This window comes from Laribacter hongkongensis DSM 14985, assembly GCF_000423285.1.
Classification (GTDB): domain Bacteria; phylum Pseudomonadota; class Gammaproteobacteria; order Burkholderiales; family Aquaspirillaceae; genus Laribacter; species Laribacter hongkongensis.
On record NZ_AUHR01000008.1, the window covers coordinates 15,971 to 35,599 of the forward strand.

Annotated in this window: 14 protein-coding genes; 5 read left to right on the plus strand and 9 right to left on the minus strand. The window is 57.9% G+C overall.

Translation table 11 applies throughout. The features are described from left to right. Positions 1–255: 255 nt before the first annotated feature. Both G542_RS0109450 and G542_RS0109455 read left to right on the plus strand, forming a co-directional pair. Entirely contained in the window at positions 256–1,044 is a 789-nt protein-coding gene (locus tag G542_RS0109450; RefSeq protein ID WP_027823971.1) for a transporter substrate-binding domain-containing protein, read from the plus strand. Between the two features lie 80 nt (positions 1,045–1,124). Beyond that, entirely contained in the window at positions 1,125–1,784 is a 660-nt protein-coding gene (locus G542_RS0109455) for an amino acid ABC transporter permease (protein WP_027823972.1), read from the plus strand. A gap of 282 nt (positions 1,785–2,066) precedes the next feature. Here G542_RS0109455 and G542_RS0109460 read toward each other — a convergent pair whose 3' ends face one another. After that, the gene (locus G542_RS0109460) at positions 2,067–3,305 is read right to left on the minus strand and encodes a dicarboxylate/amino acid:cation symporter (protein ID WP_027823973.1); all 1,239 of its coding nucleotides are present in this window, start codon (positions 3,303–3,305) and stop codon (positions 2,067–2,069) included. A 193-nt stretch (positions 3,306–3,498) separates the two neighbouring features. Here G542_RS0109460 and aroF point away from each other — a divergent pair, with 193 nt between their 5' ends. Together aroF and G542_RS0109470 are read left to right on the plus strand one after the other, a co-directional pair. Next, positions 3,499–4,518, plus strand: coding sequence for a 3-deoxy-7-phosphoheptulonate synthase (aroF, locus tag G542_RS0109465; protein ID WP_012697085.1), 1,020 nt, complete (start codon positions 3,499–3,501; stop codon positions 4,516–4,518). 7 nt (positions 4,519–4,525) lie between these two features. Then, a complete protein-coding gene (locus G542_RS0109470; RefSeq protein WP_012697084.1) occupies positions 4,526–4,975 on the plus strand; it encodes an OsmC family protein in 450 nt (149 codons plus the stop codon). Positions 4,976–5,255: 280 nt separating this feature from the next. Here G542_RS0109470 and G542_RS0109475 read toward each other — a convergent pair whose 3' ends face one another. From G542_RS0109475 to uvrA, 6 genes are all read right to left on the minus strand, one after another. Further along, positions 5,256–6,458, minus strand: coding sequence for an acetyl-CoA C-acyltransferase (locus G542_RS0109475; protein WP_012697082.1), 1,203 nt, complete (start codon positions 6,456–6,458; stop codon positions 5,256–5,258). 77 nt (positions 6,459–6,535) lie between these two features. Continuing rightward, positions 6,536–8,911: a 3-hydroxyacyl-CoA dehydrogenase NAD-binding domain-containing protein gene (locus G542_RS0109480; protein ID WP_012697081.1), complete on the minus strand. Its 2,376-nt coding sequence runs from the start codon at positions 8,909–8,911 to the stop codon at positions 6,536–6,538. Between the two features lie 132 nt (positions 8,912–9,043). After that, a complete protein-coding gene (locus G542_RS0109485) occupies positions 9,044–10,480 on the minus strand; it encodes an OmpP1/FadL family transporter (protein WP_012697080.1) in 1,437 nt (478 codons plus the stop codon). 214 nt (positions 10,481–10,694) lie between these two features. Further along, positions 10,695–11,393, minus strand: coding sequence for a TetR/AcrR family transcriptional regulator (locus G542_RS0109490; protein ID WP_012697079.1), 699 nt, complete (start codon positions 11,391–11,393; stop codon positions 10,695–10,697). A gap of 138 nt (positions 11,394–11,531) precedes the next feature. Beyond that, positions 11,532–11,960, minus strand: a complete 429-nt coding sequence (locus tag G542_RS0109495; protein WP_012697078.1) for a VOC family protein — start codon at positions 11,958–11,960, stop codon at positions 11,532–11,534. A 5-nt stretch (positions 11,961–11,965) separates the two neighbouring features. Next, positions 11,966–14,791, minus strand: coding sequence for an excinuclease ABC subunit UvrA (gene uvrA, locus G542_RS0109500; protein ID WP_012697077.1), 2,826 nt, complete (start codon positions 14,789–14,791; stop codon positions 11,966–11,968). A 154-nt stretch (positions 14,792–14,945) separates the two neighbouring features. Here uvrA and G542_RS0109505 point away from each other — a divergent pair, with 154 nt between their 5' ends. Next, complete coding sequence (locus G542_RS0109505) at positions 14,946–16,304, plus strand: MFS transporter (protein WP_012697076.1); 1,359 nt, start codon at positions 14,946–14,948, stop codon at positions 16,302–16,304. Between the two features lie 631 nt (positions 16,305–16,935). Here the strand turns inward: G542_RS0109505 and G542_RS0109510 are convergent. Further along, positions 16,936–17,667, minus strand: a complete 732-nt coding sequence (locus tag G542_RS0109510; protein ID WP_012697075.1) for a DsbC family protein — start codon at positions 17,665–17,667, stop codon at positions 16,936–16,938. A gap of 56 nt (positions 17,668–17,723) precedes the next feature. Further along, complete coding sequence (locus G542_RS0109515) at positions 17,724–19,550, minus strand: methyl-accepting chemotaxis protein (RefSeq protein WP_027823974.1); 1,827 nt, start codon at positions 19,548–19,550, stop codon at positions 17,724–17,726. Positions 19,551–19,629: the final 79 nt, after the last annotated feature.

Consider the following 19,629-nt stretch of genomic DNA (forward strand, 5'->3'; position numbering starts at 1 on the left):
TTGTGTTGAACCCGTGTTAAACGATTGTGTCATCCCGTTGCAAGCATCACCTGCGGTCAGTCCGGTGATCAGGATCACGGCGGATCAGTCAGCCATACTGCAATGGCAGCTGTAGCGGCAGGCCTGCCAGAAATACGGATTGCAATGCATGACTGCCCTGGTCCGGACAGTTACCGGGTCGGCTGGATTCGGCAGGCACAACTTGTTATATTTCATTTCTTCTTGTTTTATAAATTCTAAATAAGATTTAGATATATGAATAGACGCAACTTTGTTTCGCTCGTCCTGTTGAGCAGCCTCTCCCTGCCGGTACTGGCTGCCGATCTTCTGCAAACGGTCCAGCAGCGCGGCCAGCTCAATATTGCGGTTGAAGGCACGTATCCGCCGTTCAATTTCCGCAACCGGCAGCAGCAACTCACCGGATTTGAAGTAGAGCTGGGCCAGGAGCTTGCCCGGCGGCTTGGCGTCAAGGCACATTTCACGACAGGAGAATGGAGTGCACTGCTGGCCGGCCTGCAAGCAGGCAAGTCCGACATCGTGCTGAACCAGGTGGCTGTTACCGAAGCCCGACGCAAGGTTTTCGATTTCAGCCAGCCCTACACCATTTCCAGTGCCCAGCTGATCGTCCGTCAGGACGACAACCGGCCCATGGATTCTGTCGCTGCGCTCAAGGGCAAAACCATCGGTGTCGCGCAAGGCAGCAACTACGCCGAACTGGCGAAATCCCTGCCCGGCGTCACGGTCAAGACCTATCCTGGTGCCCCTGAATACCTGCAGGATCTGGCCACCGGCCGGATTGATGCAGCACTGAACGACAGCCTGCTGATTCCCTTCGCTATCAAGACTGCAAGGTTGCCGCTCAAGCCTGGCCTGCCGTTGGGTGGGCTCAGTCACATGGCCATTCCCTTTGCCAAAGGCAATCCCGCTTTCCAGACCGCTATCGACAAAGCCCTGACCGGCATGCAAAAGGATGGCAGCTTTGCCAGACTGTCAACGCGCTGGTTTGGTCAGGATGTCTCCAGGGCACCTGTCGGTACCCATTAAACCGATCATGTCTTTGTCGAAACCTTCCGGAGCACGCCCCCCACCGGCGGAGTGCTTCCGGAGTGGCTGCAGGAACCTTCATGAACTGGACTGAACTCTGGGCACTGGCTTTGCCGGTGATGTTGCAGGGAGCATGGCATACGCTGCTGTTTGCCATCAGCAGCATGGCCCTTGGACTATTGCTCGGATTTGCCATTGCACTGGTCCGCCTGACCCGGTTGCCCGTGCTGGCTCCGCTGGCCGCACTTTACGTCAGCGCCATGCGTGGTACGCCACTGCTGGTGCAGATCTTTGTCATTTACTACGGCTTGCCGGGAGTCGGCATCGAATTTGATCCGGTCACCGCCGGCATTCTGGCCTTGACCATGAATGCTGCGGCCTATCTTTCCGAAAGCATGCGGGGCGCCATTGCCGGCGTCAGTACAGGACAGTGGCAGGCAGCCAGCTCACTCGGATTTTCATGGTGGCAGAGCATGCGCTTCATCATTGCGCCGCAGGCATTGCGACTGGCGGTACCGAGCCTGTCCAACACCCTGATTTCCCTTATCAAGGACACCTCGCTGGTCTCGGTGATTACCGTCAGCGAACTGATGCTGGCCACCAAGGAAATCATCGCCCAGACGTACCAGCCATTACCGCTGTATCTGGCTGCGGCCGGTATTTACTGGCTCATGAGCCTGGCATTCGAGCAAGTACAGAAGCGCGTGGAAAACCGGCTGGAAACCGCCCACCGGCCATGAGGGCTACCGAACGGTAAAGGCTTCAGGTGCAACCGGCAGCAACCTGTATTTGCGGGCATCACTGGCCGGTTTCACCCGGAAAACCCGAAAAGGAGCCATGCAGCTCCTTTTTCATTTCAGTGGCCCCGGAACGCGCAGGATGCCTGACGATCAGCCCATGGTAACCAGTTGATTCCACATGCACTGGGCCGGTCTTCGTTGCAGGAGGCGCTCTCCCGACGCCTGTCGGCCGGTTCATCCTTTGGCAAGCTTCTTTCACCTGCCCGTGCAGAGGCAACCGCCCTACTCGCCGCCCCCGTGCCGGTTCAACTGCCCCTCCCACTTTGACACGATCGCCGTGGCTACTGCATTGCCGAGGACATTGGTTGCGGAGCGGCCCATGTCGAGGAAGTGGTCAACTCCCAGCAGCAGCAGCAGGCCAGCCTCCGGAATGTCAAACTGCCCCAGCGTCGCGGCAATCACCACCAGCGATGCCCGCGGCACGCCAGCCATGCCTTTGGATGTCACCATCAGCATCAGCAGCATCAGGATTTCCTGCCAGAGTGTCAGGTGGATGCCATAGGCTTGGGCGATGAAAATGCTGCCAAAAGTTGCGTACAACATCGAACCGTCAAGATTGAACGAGTAGCCTATGGGCAGTACGAAGGAGGCGATCCTGTTGCTGCATCCAAAGCGCTCAAGCTGCTCCAGCGTCTTGGGATAGGCCGCTTCGGAGCTGGCCGTGGAAAAGGCCAGCAGGATCGGTTCGCGGATCGTCCGCACCAGGGCAAACGTGCGTCCTCCGACCACCGCGAGGCCAAAGCCGATGATGATTGCCCACAGGATCAGCATGGCTGCGTAAAAACTCAGCATGAACTTGCCATACGACACCAGGATTCCCACCCCGTTTTCAGCAATCACGGCAGCTACGGCGGCAAAAACGGCCACCGGCGCAAAGTTCATGATGTAGGTGGTCACCCGCAGCATGATGTGCGACACCATGTCCAGATCAGCGATCAGTGCTTCACCCTTCTTGCCCAGCGCGGCAGCAGCCACGCCGAAGAACAGGCTGAACACGACGATCTGCAAAATCTCGTTCCTGGCCATGGCATCGAAGATGCTGGTCGGAAAAGCGTGATGCAGGAAATCCTTCAGTGACATGCTGCCCTTGCTGACGCCACTGCTGGCCATGACGTCCGGCAACGGCAGGTTGAGCCCGACTCCGGGTTTGAGCAGGTTGACCATCACCAGCCCCAGGCTCAGGGAAATCACTGTCATGAAGATGAACCAGCCGAAGGTCTTGATCCCTACGCGACCGATCGTGCTGCTGTCACCCATCCGGGCAATGCCGACCACCAGCGTGCTGAATACCAGCGGTGCGATGATCATCTTGATCAGGCGCAGGAAAATGTCGGTCAGCAGCGAAATGTAACCTGCAAATGCGTGTGCCCAACCAGACGCGGAATGATGGATGACGTAACCGCTGACCACACCTGCAACCAGCGCAAACAGGATCCACAATGTCAGGCGCTTTGACTGCATGAGGAAAGGACTCCATGACGAAAAAACAGTACCGGATACCGGTACGCTACGGTTCTCTCAGCATGGAATATCGCTATCTCGGCTGCTTGCCAGTCGCACGAACGGTCGGGTAGGCAAATGTCATCACGCATGCACAACCGGAGAAAAAACCGGTAAGGTGAGGGTCTTTCCGCATCTTTCCAGGCAGCTTCACATGATCATCGTCATGCAGCACGGCGCACCAGACGCCACCATCGATGCCGTGGTCGCCCGCATCCGCGAGCACGGCCTGACCGAACACGTATCGCGAGGAGCCGAGCGCACCATCATCGGTGCCATTGGTGACGAGCGCTGCCTGGAGCCGCGCCATTTTGAACAGATGACAGGTGTTGAACGCGCCATTCACGTCGTCAAGCCTTGGCGCCTTGTCAGTCGCGAAACCCAGGCCGGCGATTCAGTCGTCAGCATTCGCGGCGTGCGTATCGGTGGTCCGGAAATCCAGGTCATTGCCGGTCCGTGCTCGGTGGAAACGCCTGAACAAATGGCTGCCAGTGCAGCAGCCGTCCAGGCAGCCGGCTGCCGCATGATGCGGGGCGGTGCTTTCAAGCCCCGTACCAGCCCTTACAGTTTCCAGGGGCTGGGCATTGAGGGACTGGAGCTGCTGATCAATGCCGCCCGCCCTGCCGGCCTGCCGGTGGTTACCGAGCTGATGGATGTGCGCATGCTGGATACCTTCCTCAAGCATGACGTGGACGTGATCCAGATCGGTGCCCGCAACATGCAGAACTTTGACCTGCTGAAAGAAGTCGGCCGCATCAACAAGCCGGTCATCCTCAAGCGCGGACTGTCGGCCACCGTCAGCGAATGGCTGATGGCCGCCGAGTACATTGCCGCCGGCGGCAACCACCACATCATCCTGTGCGAACGGGGCATCCGTACGTTTGAAACGGCCTATCGCAACTGCCTTGATCTTACCGGTGTGCTGGTCGCCAAGCGCGAGACACACTTGCCTGTCATCGTCGACCCGAGCCATGCCGGGGGCAAGGCCTGGATGGTGCCGGCACTGGCCCGGGCGGCAGTTGCCTGTGGTGCTGACGGCCTGCTGGTCGAAGTGCATCCGAATCCGTGCGAGGCGTTGTGCGATGCCGACCAGGCCCTTACGCCTCAGGAACTGGCTGACCTGATGACTTCCCTTGCGCCGATTGCCGGGACCATTGGCCGGCGCATGGGCTGATCCCGGCATGGACAATCCGACCCCGCTCAAGGTGCATCTGACCCAGCAAGGCGATTACCGGTTCCTGGTGGATTTCAGTGCCAGTATTCCGGCACTGCTGGCGGGCTATGCCGGTGATTCTTCCGGGCCAACCCCGTCACAGCTCCTGGGAGCAGCCGCAGGCCAGTGCCTGCTGGCCAGTCTGGTATTTGCCCTCAACAAGGCCAATCGTGATGCCGGCCAATTGTCAGCCGAAGTAATCTGCCAGCTGGGTCGTAATCCCCAGGGACGGCAACGGATACAGTCTGTTGCCATTACCGCCCGGCTTGGCAAGCGGGCCACAGACCTTCCAGACATCCAGCCGCTTCTGGCTGGTTTCTTGCCATTCTGTACCGTGCCTCAAAGCCTGGTGGAAGGCATCGCGGTCCAGGTTGTCATACAGGACAGCGAGGGTCTGACATTGCATTGTCAGGCATGACTGATCTGCCAGAATGACAAGGCCGGCGAAAGGATTTCGCCGGCTTTTTTCATGCCTGTTCCAGTCATGTTGCCCTTGAGAGTCCGTGGGCTGAGTGTCCTGCTCCAGACTGTCGATCTATTGCCGCAGTCTTGTGTTCACACGGCACCCATCAAGGAAGACGTGCCCGGATTATCTGGCTGAATGAAAGGCTGCCAAAAAGATGCAATACCTTTCATGAAAACAGGCCCGGATACCGGGCCTGTTCCTGTCAAGGCAGCAGAGGCTGCCCTGTTTCCGGTTACAGGACTTCGATAATGCCGGCAGCTCCCATGCCGGTGCCGATGCACATGGTCACCATGCCATACCCCTTCTGTCCGGCCTGGCGCATGCCGTGTACCAGCGTCGCCGTCCGGATGGCGCCGGTGGCACCCAGCGGGTGGCCCAGCGCAATGGCGCCACCGTTCGGGTTGACCACGGAGGGGTCAAGCTCCAGATCACGCATGACAGCCAGTGCTTGGGCAGCAAAGGCTTCGTTGAGCTCCATCCACTTGATGTCACTCTGGGCAATGCCGGCGTTTTCCAGTGCGGCGGGAATGGCTACCTTCGGACCAATACCCATGATGGCCGGCGGCACGCCCTTGACGGCAAAGCTGACATAGCGGGCCAGCGGGGTCAGGCCGAACTGCTTGAGGACCTTTTCACTGACCAGTACCACTGCACCGGCGCCATCGGACATTTGCGAGCTGTTGCCGGCAGTAACACTGCCTTTGGCATCAAACACGGTCTTGAGCTTAGCGAGGCCTTCCATGGTGGTGCCGGCACGCGGACCTTCGTCGGTCGTCAGGGTTTTCTTGACGTAGTCCACTTCGCCGGTCTTGAGGTTCGGCACGCGGTAGGTCACGTCCAGCGGGGTGATTTCGGCCGCAAACTTGCCGCCTTCGATGGCTGCCAACGCACGACGATGCGATTCAACTGCAAACGCATCCTGATCTTCGCGCGACACCTTCCATTGCTGGGCCACCTTTTCGGCCGTCAGGCCCATGCCGTAGGCAATGGCATAGTTCTCGTCACTGGCAAATACTTCCGGGTTGAGCGACACCTTGTTGCCCATCATCGGCACCATCGACATCGATTCCGAACCGGCGGCGATCACCACGTCGGCTTCACCCATGCGGATACGATCAGCGGCGATCTGCACGGCATTGATGCCCGACGAGCAGTAACGGTTGATGGTGATGCCGCCCACGGTATCCGGCAAGCCGGCGAGCAGCACGCCGATACGGGCCATGTTGAGGCCTTGCTCGGCTTCGGGGAAGGCACAACCCACCACTACGTCATTGATCAGATTGACATCAAGGCCCGGCACTTGCGCCAGTGCACCCTTGATGACATGAGCGAGCATGTCGTCCGGACGCACGTTGCGCATCATGCCGCGCGGCGCCTTGCCGACCGGGGTACGGGTCGTGGCGACGATATAGGCTTCCTGAATCTGCTTGGTCATTTCCACTCTCTCCAAATGCTTCCTGGCGATCCGGGCGGTTCGTACGGCCCGGATCCGCGTTGTCTTGTGACTTGTGATCAGTTGCGCAGCGGTTTGCCGGTGGTCAGCATGTTGGCAATGCGCGCCTGGGTGAGCGGGTTCTTCAGTAGTTGCATGAAGCCCTTGCGCTCAAGGTCGAGGATCCACTGTTCGTCCACCATGGCCCCTGCATCGACATCACCACCGGTCATCACGTCAGCAATCAGGCCGGCGATGGTGAAGTCGTGCTTGCTTATGAAGTTGCCTTCCAGCATGTTGACGAGCGAACCCTTGATCGATGCGGCACCGGCGCGCCCTGCGACCGGGAAGGCCTTGACCTTCAGCGGCGGACGGTAGCCGGCTTCGGCTAAAGCGATCGCTTCCTGCTTGGCCACGTACAACAGCTCGTAGGCGTTGAAAACCACGGTATCGGTCTTGCGGATAAAGCCGATTTCCTGGCCTTCGATGGCGCTGGTACCAACCTTGGCGGTGGCAATGGCCATGAAGTAGTCCTTCAGCGCGGCCAGCACGTCGCCCTTGGCCTCTTGTGCGGCACGCAGGGCAAACTCCTTGCAACCACCCCCGCCCGGCAGCAGGCCGACGCCGACTTCCACCAGACCGATGTAGGTCTCCAGGGCTGCCACAACCTTGTCGCTGTGCATGACGAATTCGCAGCCGCCGCCGAATGCGTAGCCTTGGGTTGCAACCACCACCGGGATCTGACTGTATTTCAGCCGCATGGAGGTATCCTGGAACTTGCGCACGGTGGCATCGATGGCGTCCCAGTCACCCATCATGAATGCCGGCATCATCGATTGCAGATCGGCACCAACCGAGAACGGCTCTTCGGTCTGCCAGATCACCAGTGCCTTGTAATGGTCCTCGGCAATATCGATGGCCTTGTTCAGACCTTCGATGACGGCCGGGCCAATAGCGTGGGCCTTGCTCTTGAACGATACGACCAGCACGCCGTCACCCGAAGTCAGGGCGCGTACACCTTCGTTTTCAAAAACGGTTTCACCCAGAGAAGGGGCTTTTTCACCCAGCACACGGGCCGGCGACAGCTGACGCTTGTACACATCCAGCGTGGAACGCGGAACCAGTGTATTGGCCGCGGCGCTGTACGAGCCTTCATTGAAATGCACGCCGACGCGGTTGGAATCGGTCACCCAGGCCGGCAGGGCTGCTTTGCCCATGGCCTGTCCGGCTTCGATGTCTTGCTCGAGCCATTTGGCCACTTGTTGCCAGCCAGCGGATTGCCAGGTTTCAAACGGTCCGGTGGACCAGCCGAAGCCCCAGCGGATGGCCAGGTCGAGGTCGCGGGCATTGTCGGCGATATCGGCCAGGTGGTAGCTGATGTAATGGAAAACATCGCGGAAGCAGGCCCACAGGAATTGGGCCTGGGGATGCTGGCTTTCACGCAGTTTTTTGAACTTGACCGCCGGATCAGCTTCTTTGAGGATGGCCTTGACGGCTTCGTCGCCCTTTTGGCCACCTTCGACATACTCACCCTTGAGCGGGTCCAGCACGAAGGTTTGCTTGCCTTCTTTCTTGTAAATGCCACGTCTGGTTTTTTGTCCCAGGGCGCCATCAGCAATCAGTCTGGCCAGCCAGTCAGGAGTTTTGAACAACGGGTGCCACGGATCTTCCGGCAGGGTGTCCTGCATGGTTTTGACCACATGGGCGAAAGTGTCCAGTCCCACCACGTCGGCGGTACGGAAAGTGGCCGATTTCGGACGGCCCAGACGCGGGCCGGTCAGGTCATCAACCACATCGAAGCGGACGCCGTATTTTTCGGCATTGGCGATGGTCGCCAGCATGGAGAACACGCCGACACGGTTGGCTACAAAGTTCGGGGTGTCCTTGGCACGGATCACACCCTTGCCGAGGGTCGTCACCAGGAAACGCTCAAGGTTGTCGAGCATCTCCGCATTACTGGTCACGCACGGGATGATTTCCACAAGGTGCATGTAGCGCGGAGGATTGAAGAAGTGCACGCCACAGAAACGGCTACGGGCGTCTGCCGGGCAGGATTCAGCCAACTGGTTGATGCTCAGGCCGGAAGTATTGGTGGCAAAAATGGTGTGCTCACCCAGAAACGGGGCGACCCTGGCATAAAGGTCTGCTTTCCAGTCCATCCGTTCGGCAATGGCTTCAATAACGATGTCGCACTCTTTGAGCAACGACAGATGTTCGTCGTAATTGGCCGGTGTGATGAAATCGGCCCGGTCCTTGCCTGCCAAGGGGGACGGCTTCAGTTTTTTGAGCCCCTCAATGGCCTTTTTGGCAATGGTGCTTTTATCGCCTTCTTTTGCGGCCAAGTCGAAGAGAACAGTCGGCACTTTAGCGTTGACGAGGTGAGCGGCAATCTGCGCGCCCATCACCCCGGCACCGAGCACGGCTACCTTGCGAACGATGAACTTGGACTGAGACATGGTTTCCTCTGGTTGCAGACAGACTGATGTAGACAACCGGCGACAACGTATTGCAGATGTATCACCGGGGGAGTTTTCAATGGAGCCGGTTTTTCCGGCCCCGTTATTCCACGCCTCTAAATTGACATCAAATTAGAAGGCACGGTTGTACTGGACACCCAGCATGTGGATATTGGTTTTGTACTGGCCTTTGGTGTTTTCGCCATTGCCGGTGCACAATCCGCTTGCATTCATGCCCAACGGGTTGCACGAATCCTTGTAGTTCAAGTTGGCATTGGCAAAATCGATGTAGGTGTAAGCAAAGTCCAGCGAGTCAAGTTTGGTAAACTTGTAATTGCCGCCCAACGAAAACAGCCAACGATTACTGTCAGGCAAGGCCGGGTGACGCAGGCTTTCATCGCTGACAGGTGACTGGTCGTAGGCAATGCCGCCCCGAAGCATCAAGGCATCGTTGTATTTGTAATTGGCCCCTACGGATACTTTGTAGGTATTGCGCCAATTCTGGCGCACAACGAAATCGCCCTCACCTGGGGTGTTGAAATTGACATCAATGTTCTGCATCTGGGAGTGACGTGTCCACGTCACATCCGCCATGACCGCCCATTTGTCATTGATCTGATGAAAGCCATTAACCGACAAGGACTCTGGTGTTTTTACATCAACACTCGCATCAGAGTCCGGGTGTTTTTTATTCAGTGTAGCCAGTACGCCAGGCTTGGCAGCAGCAGCTGGACCGGTAAAGCTCATTCCATCAAAACTCCAGTCAGCATAACCACGCAATTTTTGAGAAATTGCTGATCTGTAGGCAATGCCAAACCGGGTATTTTCATCCAGTGTAAACATGTAGCCCAAATTAAAACCATACCCCCAGTCTGTACCCTTGATTTTGATGCTGCCATCACCGGAAATCAGACCTGCACGTGCCAAACCAGCAACTTGCTGTTGTGCAGCAGTTGCTCCTGGATTGATTGATGGAGTTCCAGCCATAATCAGGCCTGAAATGGCATCAGAAGCTTTATCCAGCTCGGCATTCATATACTGGGCTGAAATGCCAAAACCGAAGCTGTGATGTTCATTGAGCTTGAACGAGATTGACGGATTGATGTTGATCGTCATCAGGTCGATTTTGGTAATGCCATAACGACCGGCCCAACCGCTGCCATAGTCCAGCGAGGCACCGAACGGCACAAACATGCCAATGCCGGCCGTAAACTGGTCATTGATCTGGTGGGTCAGGTACATGGAAGGAGCCACAACTGCGCTCGGAGCAAAAGTACCACCGTTATCACCACCGGTGGGACGATTCAGGAAGTTGACCGAACCTTTGTCCGTGTAGTCCGAATTCGGAATTACCACGGTCAGGCCGCCGGAAAAGTTGTTGCCCTTCAGGCGCGACATGCCAGCCGGATTGTAGAAAATGGTGGAAGCGTCATCGGCTTCAGCAGCACTGGCAAATGCCGTTCCTTGTGCCGACACGCTTTGTGAACCGAAGTGGTAACCCGACGCCAGTGCGACTCCAGGAATCCCCCCCATCAGAGCAATGGCCAAGCTCAGATTCTTGATCTTCATGTGTTCCTCTTTTCCAGACGGACTAATTGGCTGTTTGTTTTATAGGCAAACGATCGTTTGAGACCGGCCTGTGATGATATTAGCATCGGGATTTGCGGCCGACATCTGATGTCGAGCAAATATTTCAAACAGCCGTTTTATATATTGTAAATCCGACCTTTTTGTTGGCTATTAGCAACACACGGCAAGAAAAATGACCATTTTATTCATGTGGTTACAGATGATTCGAGACTGATGCCGTCAAGCCGGCAATCACATAAGGCAACAGATGTCGTGCAACTGTCTCGGGGTCCCGGGCAGACACATATTGCGGCTTCTTGATGAACACCTTGAGCACATCATTGCCGGCAAAGGCATTGAACATCAGGCTGAAGCTGAAGTGCAGACGCCAGGCCAGTTCTTCCTGGCTCAGATGGGGTAAGACCCGAGCAAACGCCCGGCTGTACCTGACAACAAATTCGCTGTGTTCTGCCGGAATGGCTTCGCGCAGCATTTTGTGGTTTTCGATGAATGTACGTGACAGCAAGCGCACAAACAGTGCTCCGCCCCGGCTGGGATCTTTCGACAAGGCCAACGAAGGGCGAACAAATCCCTGAACCAGATTTTCGACAGTCAGGACTTCGCCGGAGACTTCGAGCGCATCCAGCTCTTCAATGCAACGACGATTCCATGGAGCCAAGCGACGGATGACGGCCTGTTGCAGCAATGCATCCTTCGAGCCGAAGTGGTAGTTCACGGCAGCCAGATTGACTTCTGCCTGCTGGGTAATCATCCGCAAGGAGGTCGCCTCGAAGCCATGCTCGACAAACAGGCGCTCTGCTACGTCAAGGATGCGTGTGGCGGTGTCTGCCCGGCTGGTATTCATGCTGGTTTGATCCGGTGAGGTCTCGGCGTCTTGGGGTAGTTCGTTCATGCTCAATCCAAACAGTTGTTTGAAACTTACGTTTTAATGATGGAAGTGTCAAGCGGGATAGACAAATACGATCGGGCCGCCTGATTCAGGCGGCCCGATTATCGCAATTAAACACTCGTTTGTCAGACAGCCCGGCAATCAGTTCCGCAGCTTTGCCGCCAGCCACGAGTAGTCATAGCTGGTGATTTCGAATGGATTGCCATCCGGATCGACAAAATAGAAAGACCATGCCTGCTTGTGATCGCGAATGCAGTCCCGGGCAAGAAAACGGCCATCAACGGCCTGCACCCGCTCGCCGGCCAGTTTGTCGATCCAGGCCAGAAAATCCGGTCCGGCTACGGAAAAAGCAATGACGGCATGCGATGCCTGCGCATCCAGCTTCTCGAAAAGGGCAATCCGTACCGTATTGCTGGAATTGCTCAGGGTCAGCGGACCCTCCTGTTTCTCTGCCCACGCCGCAAACCGTGCTTCAGGTATCAGCCCCAGAATGCGCTGGTACCAGGCTGCGGAGGCAGCACGGTCCTTGACCCAGACATGAATATGATCGATTACGGTGAGCTTTGGCATGATTGTTATCGTTGTGAGTCCAGCTGCTTTTTCAGGTAATGACCGGTAAAGCTGGCCGGATGACTGGCCAGCATTTCCGGAGTGCCTGCGGCGATGATGCGGCCGCCGCCTTCTCCTCCTTCAGGACCGAGGTCGATCAGCCAGTCTGCCGTTTTGATCACGTCAAGATTGTGCTCGATCACCACGACTGTATTACCGTGCTCTCGCAGGCGCTGCAGTACTTTCAACAGTAGATCAATGTCATGGAAATGCAGCCCCGTTGTGGGCTCATCCAGGATGTACAGCGTACGGCCGGTATCGCGCTTGGACAGTTCCAGCGCCAGCTTGACCCGCTGCGCCTCACCGCCGGACAAGGTCGTGGCACTCTGCCCGAGGCGGATATAACCCAGCCCGACATCCATCAGGGTCTGCAGCTTCCGGGCAATGGACGGTACGGCATTGAAAAATTCCAGCGCCTGTTCAACCGTCATTTCCAGAATGTCACGGATGTTCTTGCCCTTGTATTGCACTTCAAGCGTTTCGCGGTTGTAGCGATGCCCATGGCAAACATCGCACGGCACATAAATATCCGGCAGGAAATGCATTTCAACCTTGATGACACCATCGCCCTGACATGCCTCGCAACGCCCTCCCTTGACGTTGAAACTGAACCGGCCCGGTCCATAACCACGCTCGCGCGACACCGGCACCCCGGCAAACAGCTCGCGGATTGGAGTAAACAGTCCGGTATACGTGGCCGGATTGGAGCGCGGAGTCCGGCCGATCGGGCTCTGGTCGACGTTGATCACCTTGTCGAAGAAATCCAGCCCTTCAATTTCCGCATAGGGTGCCGGCTCGATCGATGAACCATTCAGTTCACGGGCCGCTACGGCATACAAGGTATCGTTGATCAGCGTCGACTTGCCCGAGCCGGACACACCGGTAATGCAGGTCAGCAGGCCAACCGGCAATTCCAGCGTCACATCCTTGAGGTTATTGCCATGCGCCCCTTTGAGCCGCAACACCCGCTCCGGGTCCAGCGCCCGGCGCTCGGCCGGGATGGCAATGCCCTTGCTTCCTGACAGGTACTGCCCGGTAATGGAACGAGGGCAGCTGGCCACTTCGGCCGGTGTTCCGGCCACCAGTACCTCGCCACCATGCTCCCCGGCCCCCGGCCCCATGTCGACCAGGAAATCAGCCGCCCGGATGGCGTCCTCATCGTGCTCGACCACGATCACGCTATTGCCCAGATCGCGCAGCTTCATCAGGGTAGCCAGCAGACGGTCGTTGTCGCGCTGGTGCAGGCCGATGGAGGGTTCATCCAGTACGTACATCACCCCGGTCAGGCCCGAGCCGATCTGGCTTGCCAGGCGGATGCGCTGCGCCTCGCCGCCGGACAGGGTGTCGGCAGAACGGTCCAGCGACAGGTAGTCCAGCCCGACATTGTTGAGAAAGCCCAGCCGGTCATGGATTTCCTTGACGATTTTCTCAGCCACCGCCTGCTTCTGCCCGGTAAACGACAGCTGCTCGAACCAGGCCAGTGTTTTGCGCAGGGGCCAGACGTTCAGTTCCGGCAGGGTCTTGTCGGCTACCTGGACAAACCGGGCCTCTTTGCGCAGGCGGGTGCCGTGGCAATGAGGGCAAGGCTGGTTGTTCTGGTATTTCGCCAGTTCCTCGCGCACCGTGGCCGAGTCGGTTTCACGATAGCGCCGCTCCAGGTTCGGGATGATGCCTTCGAACGGATGCTCGCGCGTCACCTTGTGCCCGCGCTCGTTGGTATAAACGAAGGGGATGGCCTCTCGTCCGGAGCCGTGCAGTACCACATGGCGCACTTTTTCCGGCAGCAGTTCAAACGGCAGGTCGATTTCGAATCCGTAAAACTGCGCCAGGCTTTGCAGCATCTGGAAATAAAACTGGTTGCGCTTGTCCCAGCCCTTGATGGCGCCAGAGGCCAGGCTGAGTTCCGGATGGGCTACTACCCGTTTGGGATCGAAAAAGGTGATCTGTCCCAGACCGTCACACTTCGAGCAGGCCCCCATCGGGTTGTTGAAGGAAAAAAGCCGGGGCTCCAGTTCCGGCAGGCTGTAGCTGCACACCGGACAGGCAAACCTGGCCGAAAACCAGTGCTCTTTCCCGCTGTCCATTTCCACGGCGATGGCACGCCCGTCGGCATGCCGCAGCGCAGTCTCAAACGATTCGGCCAGCCGTTGCTTGACGTCCGGGCGGATTTTCAGGCGGTCCACCACCACTTCAACCGTGTGCTTGCGGTTCTTGTCCAGTTTGGGAACTGCATCGATTTCCAGCACTTCGCCATCCACCCGCACCCGCACGAATCCCTGAGCCCGCAGGTCGTCAAACAGCTCTGCCTGTTCGCCTTTCCGGCCGACGACCAACGGAGCCAAGATCATCAGGCGGGTATCTTCCGGCAACGCCAGCACATGATCGACCATCTGGCTGACGGTCTGGCTCTCCAGTGGCTGGTGATGCTCGGGGCAATATGGTGTGCCGACCCGGGCGAACAGCAGGCGCAGGTAATCGTGGATTTCAGTCACCGTGCCGACGGTCGAACGCGGATTGTGGCTGGTGGCCTTCTGTTCGATCGAAATGGCCGGGCTCAAGCCCTCGATCAGGTCGACGTCCGGTTTCTCCATCAGTTGCAAAAACTGCCGGGCATACGCTGACAGGGATTCGACATAGCGCCGTTGGCCTTCGGCATAGAGGGTATCGAATGCCAGAGAGGATTTGCCGGAACCAGATAGGCCGGTAATGACGATCAACTTGTGACGGGGCAAGTCCAGATTGACGTTTTTGAGATTGTGCGTACGTGCGCCGCGAATGCGGATGCTGTCCATGGGACTCTCGGGAAGGCAAAGCAACCTGTTACTATACCGACTCGAATCGACGGCGCGCCAGCCCACGGACTGACCGGCAGGCTGCGTCATCATGTCAATCCACCAGGCTGGCATTGCAGCCCGCCTGTTCTGCATACCCTCGGTTGTATCTACGATGACGTCACTGGAATTGCGTGCAAGCATCGGGCTTGCCGGTTTGTACGGTCTGCGCATGCTTGGCATGTTTTTGGTATTGCCTGTCTTCTCTCTCTATGCCAGCAGCCTTCCGGGCGGTCACAATGCCGCACTGGTAGGCTTTGCACTGGGCAGTTACGGCCTGACCCAGGCGATCCTGCAATTGCCTTTCGGCATGTGGTCTGACCGTATCGGCCGCAAGCCGGTCATTTATCTTGGCCTTGCCATTTTTGCTGTCGGCAGTCTGGTTGCCGCAATGGCCGACAACCTCTGGCTGCTGACCCTAGGACGCACCCTGCAAGGTGCAGGAGCCATTTCAGCGGCCATTACCGCCCTGCTCGCCGACCTGACCCGGGAAGAAAACCGGACCCAGGCGATGGCCATGATCGGCATGACCATCGGCACCACCTTCGCAGCCAGTCTGGTACTGGGCCCTTTGCTGACCCACTGGATCGGCGTCCCGGGCATTTTCGTCCTGACCGCCGTCCTGACACTGCTGGCGATGCTGGCCGTGCGTTTTTTCATTCCGGATCCGGCTACCAGCCGCTTTCACTCTGATGCCGAAGCCAATCCGGCCCGCCTGCCTGACGTGCTGAAAAACCGTGACCTGCTGCGGTTGAATTTCGGTATTTTTGCCCTGCACGCCGCGCAAATGGCCATGTTTGTCGTCATCCCGTTTGCCCTGATGCAGAGCGCCAATCTCGACAAGGCCCATCACTGGCAGGTGTATCTCCCGGTCACCGTCGTCGGATTCATCCTGATGGTGCCAGCCATCATTTATGGCGAGAAAAAGGCCCAGTTGAAGCGGGTGTTTGTCGCTGCCATTGCGCTGATGCTGCTGGCCCAGGCGGGCATGGCGGCCTCCCTGTCGAGTTTCTGGCATATCGTCGGACTGCTGGGGCTGTATTTCATTGCCTTCAATATCCTGGAAGCCACCCTGCCTTCGCTGATTTCCAAAATTGCTCCTCCGGCAGCCAAAGGAACAGCCATTGGCGTCTACAACACGTCGCAATCCCTTGGCCTGTTCCTCGGTGGCGTACTGGGCGGTGCCCTGTATGGCTGGGGCGGTGCCGCGGCCGTGTTCACCTTTACCTGCGTGCTGATGGTGATCTGGCTGTGGCTGGCCATGAGCATGACGCCACCACCGGCGGTCCGGACCGAGCTGCTGGCCCTGCCTGCCGGCTGGCACGGAGATGCCTCCCGATTGTCCACGGCACTAGCTGCCCTGCAAGGAGTGCGTGAAGCCGTGGTGATCGCCAGCGAAGGCGTGGCTTACCTCAAGGTACACGGCCATGACTGGGATCGTGACGGGGCGCGGGAGCTGCTGCAAAGCGCCTGATTCCGGTCTCTGCCGCCGGGGCCGCCATTGTGGCTCCGGAGTCTGGCCAGATAGCTGCGGCCAGACAGGCTTCATGCGGAACCACGGCAGACGATCTGGAAAGGGCCATTTCCTCGGTCCCGAGGCCATGATGAATACCGGCGATACAGTACCTGACTGGATGCTCCTCCGGTTTTCATTGCCGACATGGCTTCGTGGGTCCGTACGCTTTCTGGCTGAATCCCAATGCAGCATCAGCCACTCACGATCACCTGCTGCCATGCAAGACGACGTGCTTGCTTGCCGGCATGCAACCAGGGCGTTGCCAGGCTGTACCTCCCGGTTGGACGGATCTTCAGACGTTGGGTTACGCCGGTTTCTGTGGGTATGAGCTGTCCTTGGTGCCGCAGACAAATTCCTGCTTCATGCCAAAGCCCGCTCAAAGACCTCGGGACTGCTGCTTCAGTTGCGTAATTGCACGGACTTGAGCAGACAGTTGCATTCAGTCACTGCGGCAATGATCTGCGGCGAGAAACAGAGCGGCCCTCGGGCTTGCACCAAATGACCAGGCCGGCGCTACCAGAATCTGATGCACACAAAAGAAAAGCCGTCGCATACAGCGACGGCTTTTCTTCTTGCTGACGACCGGGCATTACTTGCTGTTGAGCAGTTTTTCCACGTCTGCCTTGGGAATGGCGCCGGAGACCAGCTGGCCATTGGGAAATACTAGGGCAGGTGTGCCGCTGATGCCCAGTTTTTCGGCCAGTTGCTGGATGGAGGCCAGCTTGTCGGCTGCGGCACATTTGCCGTCTCCGGCCAGGGGCTTGTCATTGAGCATGAAGTCAGACCAGGCCACCTGCGGATTGCTGCTGCACAGGATCTGGGCCGACTTGTGCATGGCGTCCGGATGCAGTGAGGTCAGCGGATACAGGAAGGTATAAATCGTCACGTTGGCGACACCCTTGAGGCTGTCGCGTTCCAGCCGCTTGCAGAACGGGCAGTCCGGGTCGGAAAACACGGCAAGCTTGCGGCTGCCATTGCCACGCACTTCCTTGAAAGCCAGGTCGAGGGGCAGGTTTTTCCAGTCAACTTTGGAGAGTTCGGCCACACGAGCTTCGGTCAGGCTCTGGCGGGCATCAACATCAATCAGGTCTCCGACAAACAGGTGTTTGACCTTGGCATCGGCATAGACAACCTGCCGGTCCGGCAGCACGATTTCGTAAATGCCGGTTACCGGCGTAGCCCGCACGGCCTGCACCTGCCTCTGCGGAAATTTTTTCTCGAATGCCTGCCGTACGCTGTCGGTGTTGTCAGCAGTCCCGGCCGCGCAGGCCAGCAACGGAATCGCCAGCATGAAGGCGGCAAGGGGGCGAAGTCGGAGCATGGTCCATCCTGTCAGGTATTGAAGCGAATGCAGATTGTCGTGGCTTGGGCAGTTTGCTACAAGCCGGGCGCACTTCCGTCAGACAGATTGCCCGATGCCAGCAACCTGGCAGCATCAAACCCCAGGCGCAAGGCGCCCCAGTGGCGACCCTTGACCATGATCGGCAAACTGATTTCCGACAGGATTTCACCGGTGTCGCGGACATAGGTCTGCAACAGGAACGGCGTGTCGTTTCTGGCCGCCTTGAGGCCGGCAGGGTCATTGAAAATGCGCTTGTCACGGCTCTGCTGCAAGTCGGTTTTCGGATTGCCGGTCAGCGGGCGCGAATAATAGCTGTTGTGGCTGGGAGCATAGCCATTGGTATCCACCAGCAGGGCGAAACGGCCGCCAGAAGTTTCCTGGACCAGCTTGTCGTAAAGGGGTTGCAGGCGCTCCGGGATCTTGTCGTCGTATCCGGTACGGTATTTTTGCGGATGAGTGTCGGGTACCGGCTGATAGCGCTGGTCAAAGAGCTCGACACCTGCTTCAACCAGCTCGACCAGACGAGACTGGCATTGGTCACGGTAATGCCGGGCGCGGGCGATGATCTGGTCAAACTCCCCTTCCCCCAGGGTGAAGCGGCTGACTAGCCCCTGTACTTGCTCGGCGGTTTCGGCCAGCGAGCGCGATACGTCGGCTGACTGTGCCAGCCGGTCCTGGACTTCGGTAGAGAGGGTGCGGATTTCGCCGACATTGGCGTTGACCTGCACATTGTGCCCGGCAAAAGTCTGGACCGAATCGGCAATGGCAGCCAGTGCACTGGAAGTCTGCTCAAAATCGTTTACCAGTCCGGTAAAACGCTGCGAGGTCGTACCGACTACCTGGGTGGCGTACTGGGTATCGGCATTGATGGCGTAGGTTTCGCTCTGCGTGGTGGCTACGAGCTTGAGCATGCTGTCGATGTTGCCGGAGATTTCGTCGGTAGCACCGCGGACCCGTTCGGCCAGCTTGCGCACTTCGTCGGCCACGACGGCAAAGCCACGCCCGGATTCGCCGGCTCGTGCAGCTTCGATGGCGGCATTCAGGGCCAGAAGATTGGTCTGCTCGGAAATGTCCTTGATCAGGGAGACGATCTGCTGGATGGAGGCGGACCGCTGGTTCAGTTCGCCGACGGTCTGGTTGAATGCTTGGATGCGGTGGCCGACCTGGCTGATGCGCCCTTCTACTTCGGCCAGCTCGTTACGGGTCGAACGGGCCATGTCGAGATTGGTATGCGTGTTGCTGGCGATCTGCTGCGTCTGCACTGAAACCGAATTGATGCCGTCCGTATTCTGCTGGCTGGCATCGGTCACTTCACGGGCCAGCTCCCCCTGCTTCTGGGCATTTTCGCAGGAGGTATTGACGTTTTGCAGGGTACGCGCTGACTCCATGGCAATGCGGACGGTCATCAGCCGTACCTGGTTGATGATCTGGCGCAGTTTGGCCACAAACAGGTTGTAAGACTCGGAAAGCTGGCGGATTTCATCGTGGGTAGAGGTAGGGATGCTGCGCGACAGGTCGCCGACGCCCTGTCCGATGTCCTGGAAAATGCCGGTAATGATGCGGATCGGCCGGACGATCAGGTAACGCAGGTACAGAACCATGCCAATGATCATGACCAGCGAGATACCCCACAGCATTCCCGCCCACACCAGAGCCTGGTCCAGGATGCCCTGGATCGACTGCTGCAGGACCGGATCGTTTATCCGGGAACCGAGTGCCGCCAGTTCCTGTCCGGCATGCCAGATCAGGTACACAAAGCCCAGTTCAAGCAGGGCAATGATCAACAGGCTGGATAATTTGCGGGACAGCGTGAACCAGAATGTCCGCTCGATAAAGTCATAGATTCTGACAAAGGTATCCATTGATTCTCTCCCCCGTTGTAGACGACTTGTTATGCAACAATTGTGCAATCTGCAAGACTTTTTATCCAGTTTGCATTTG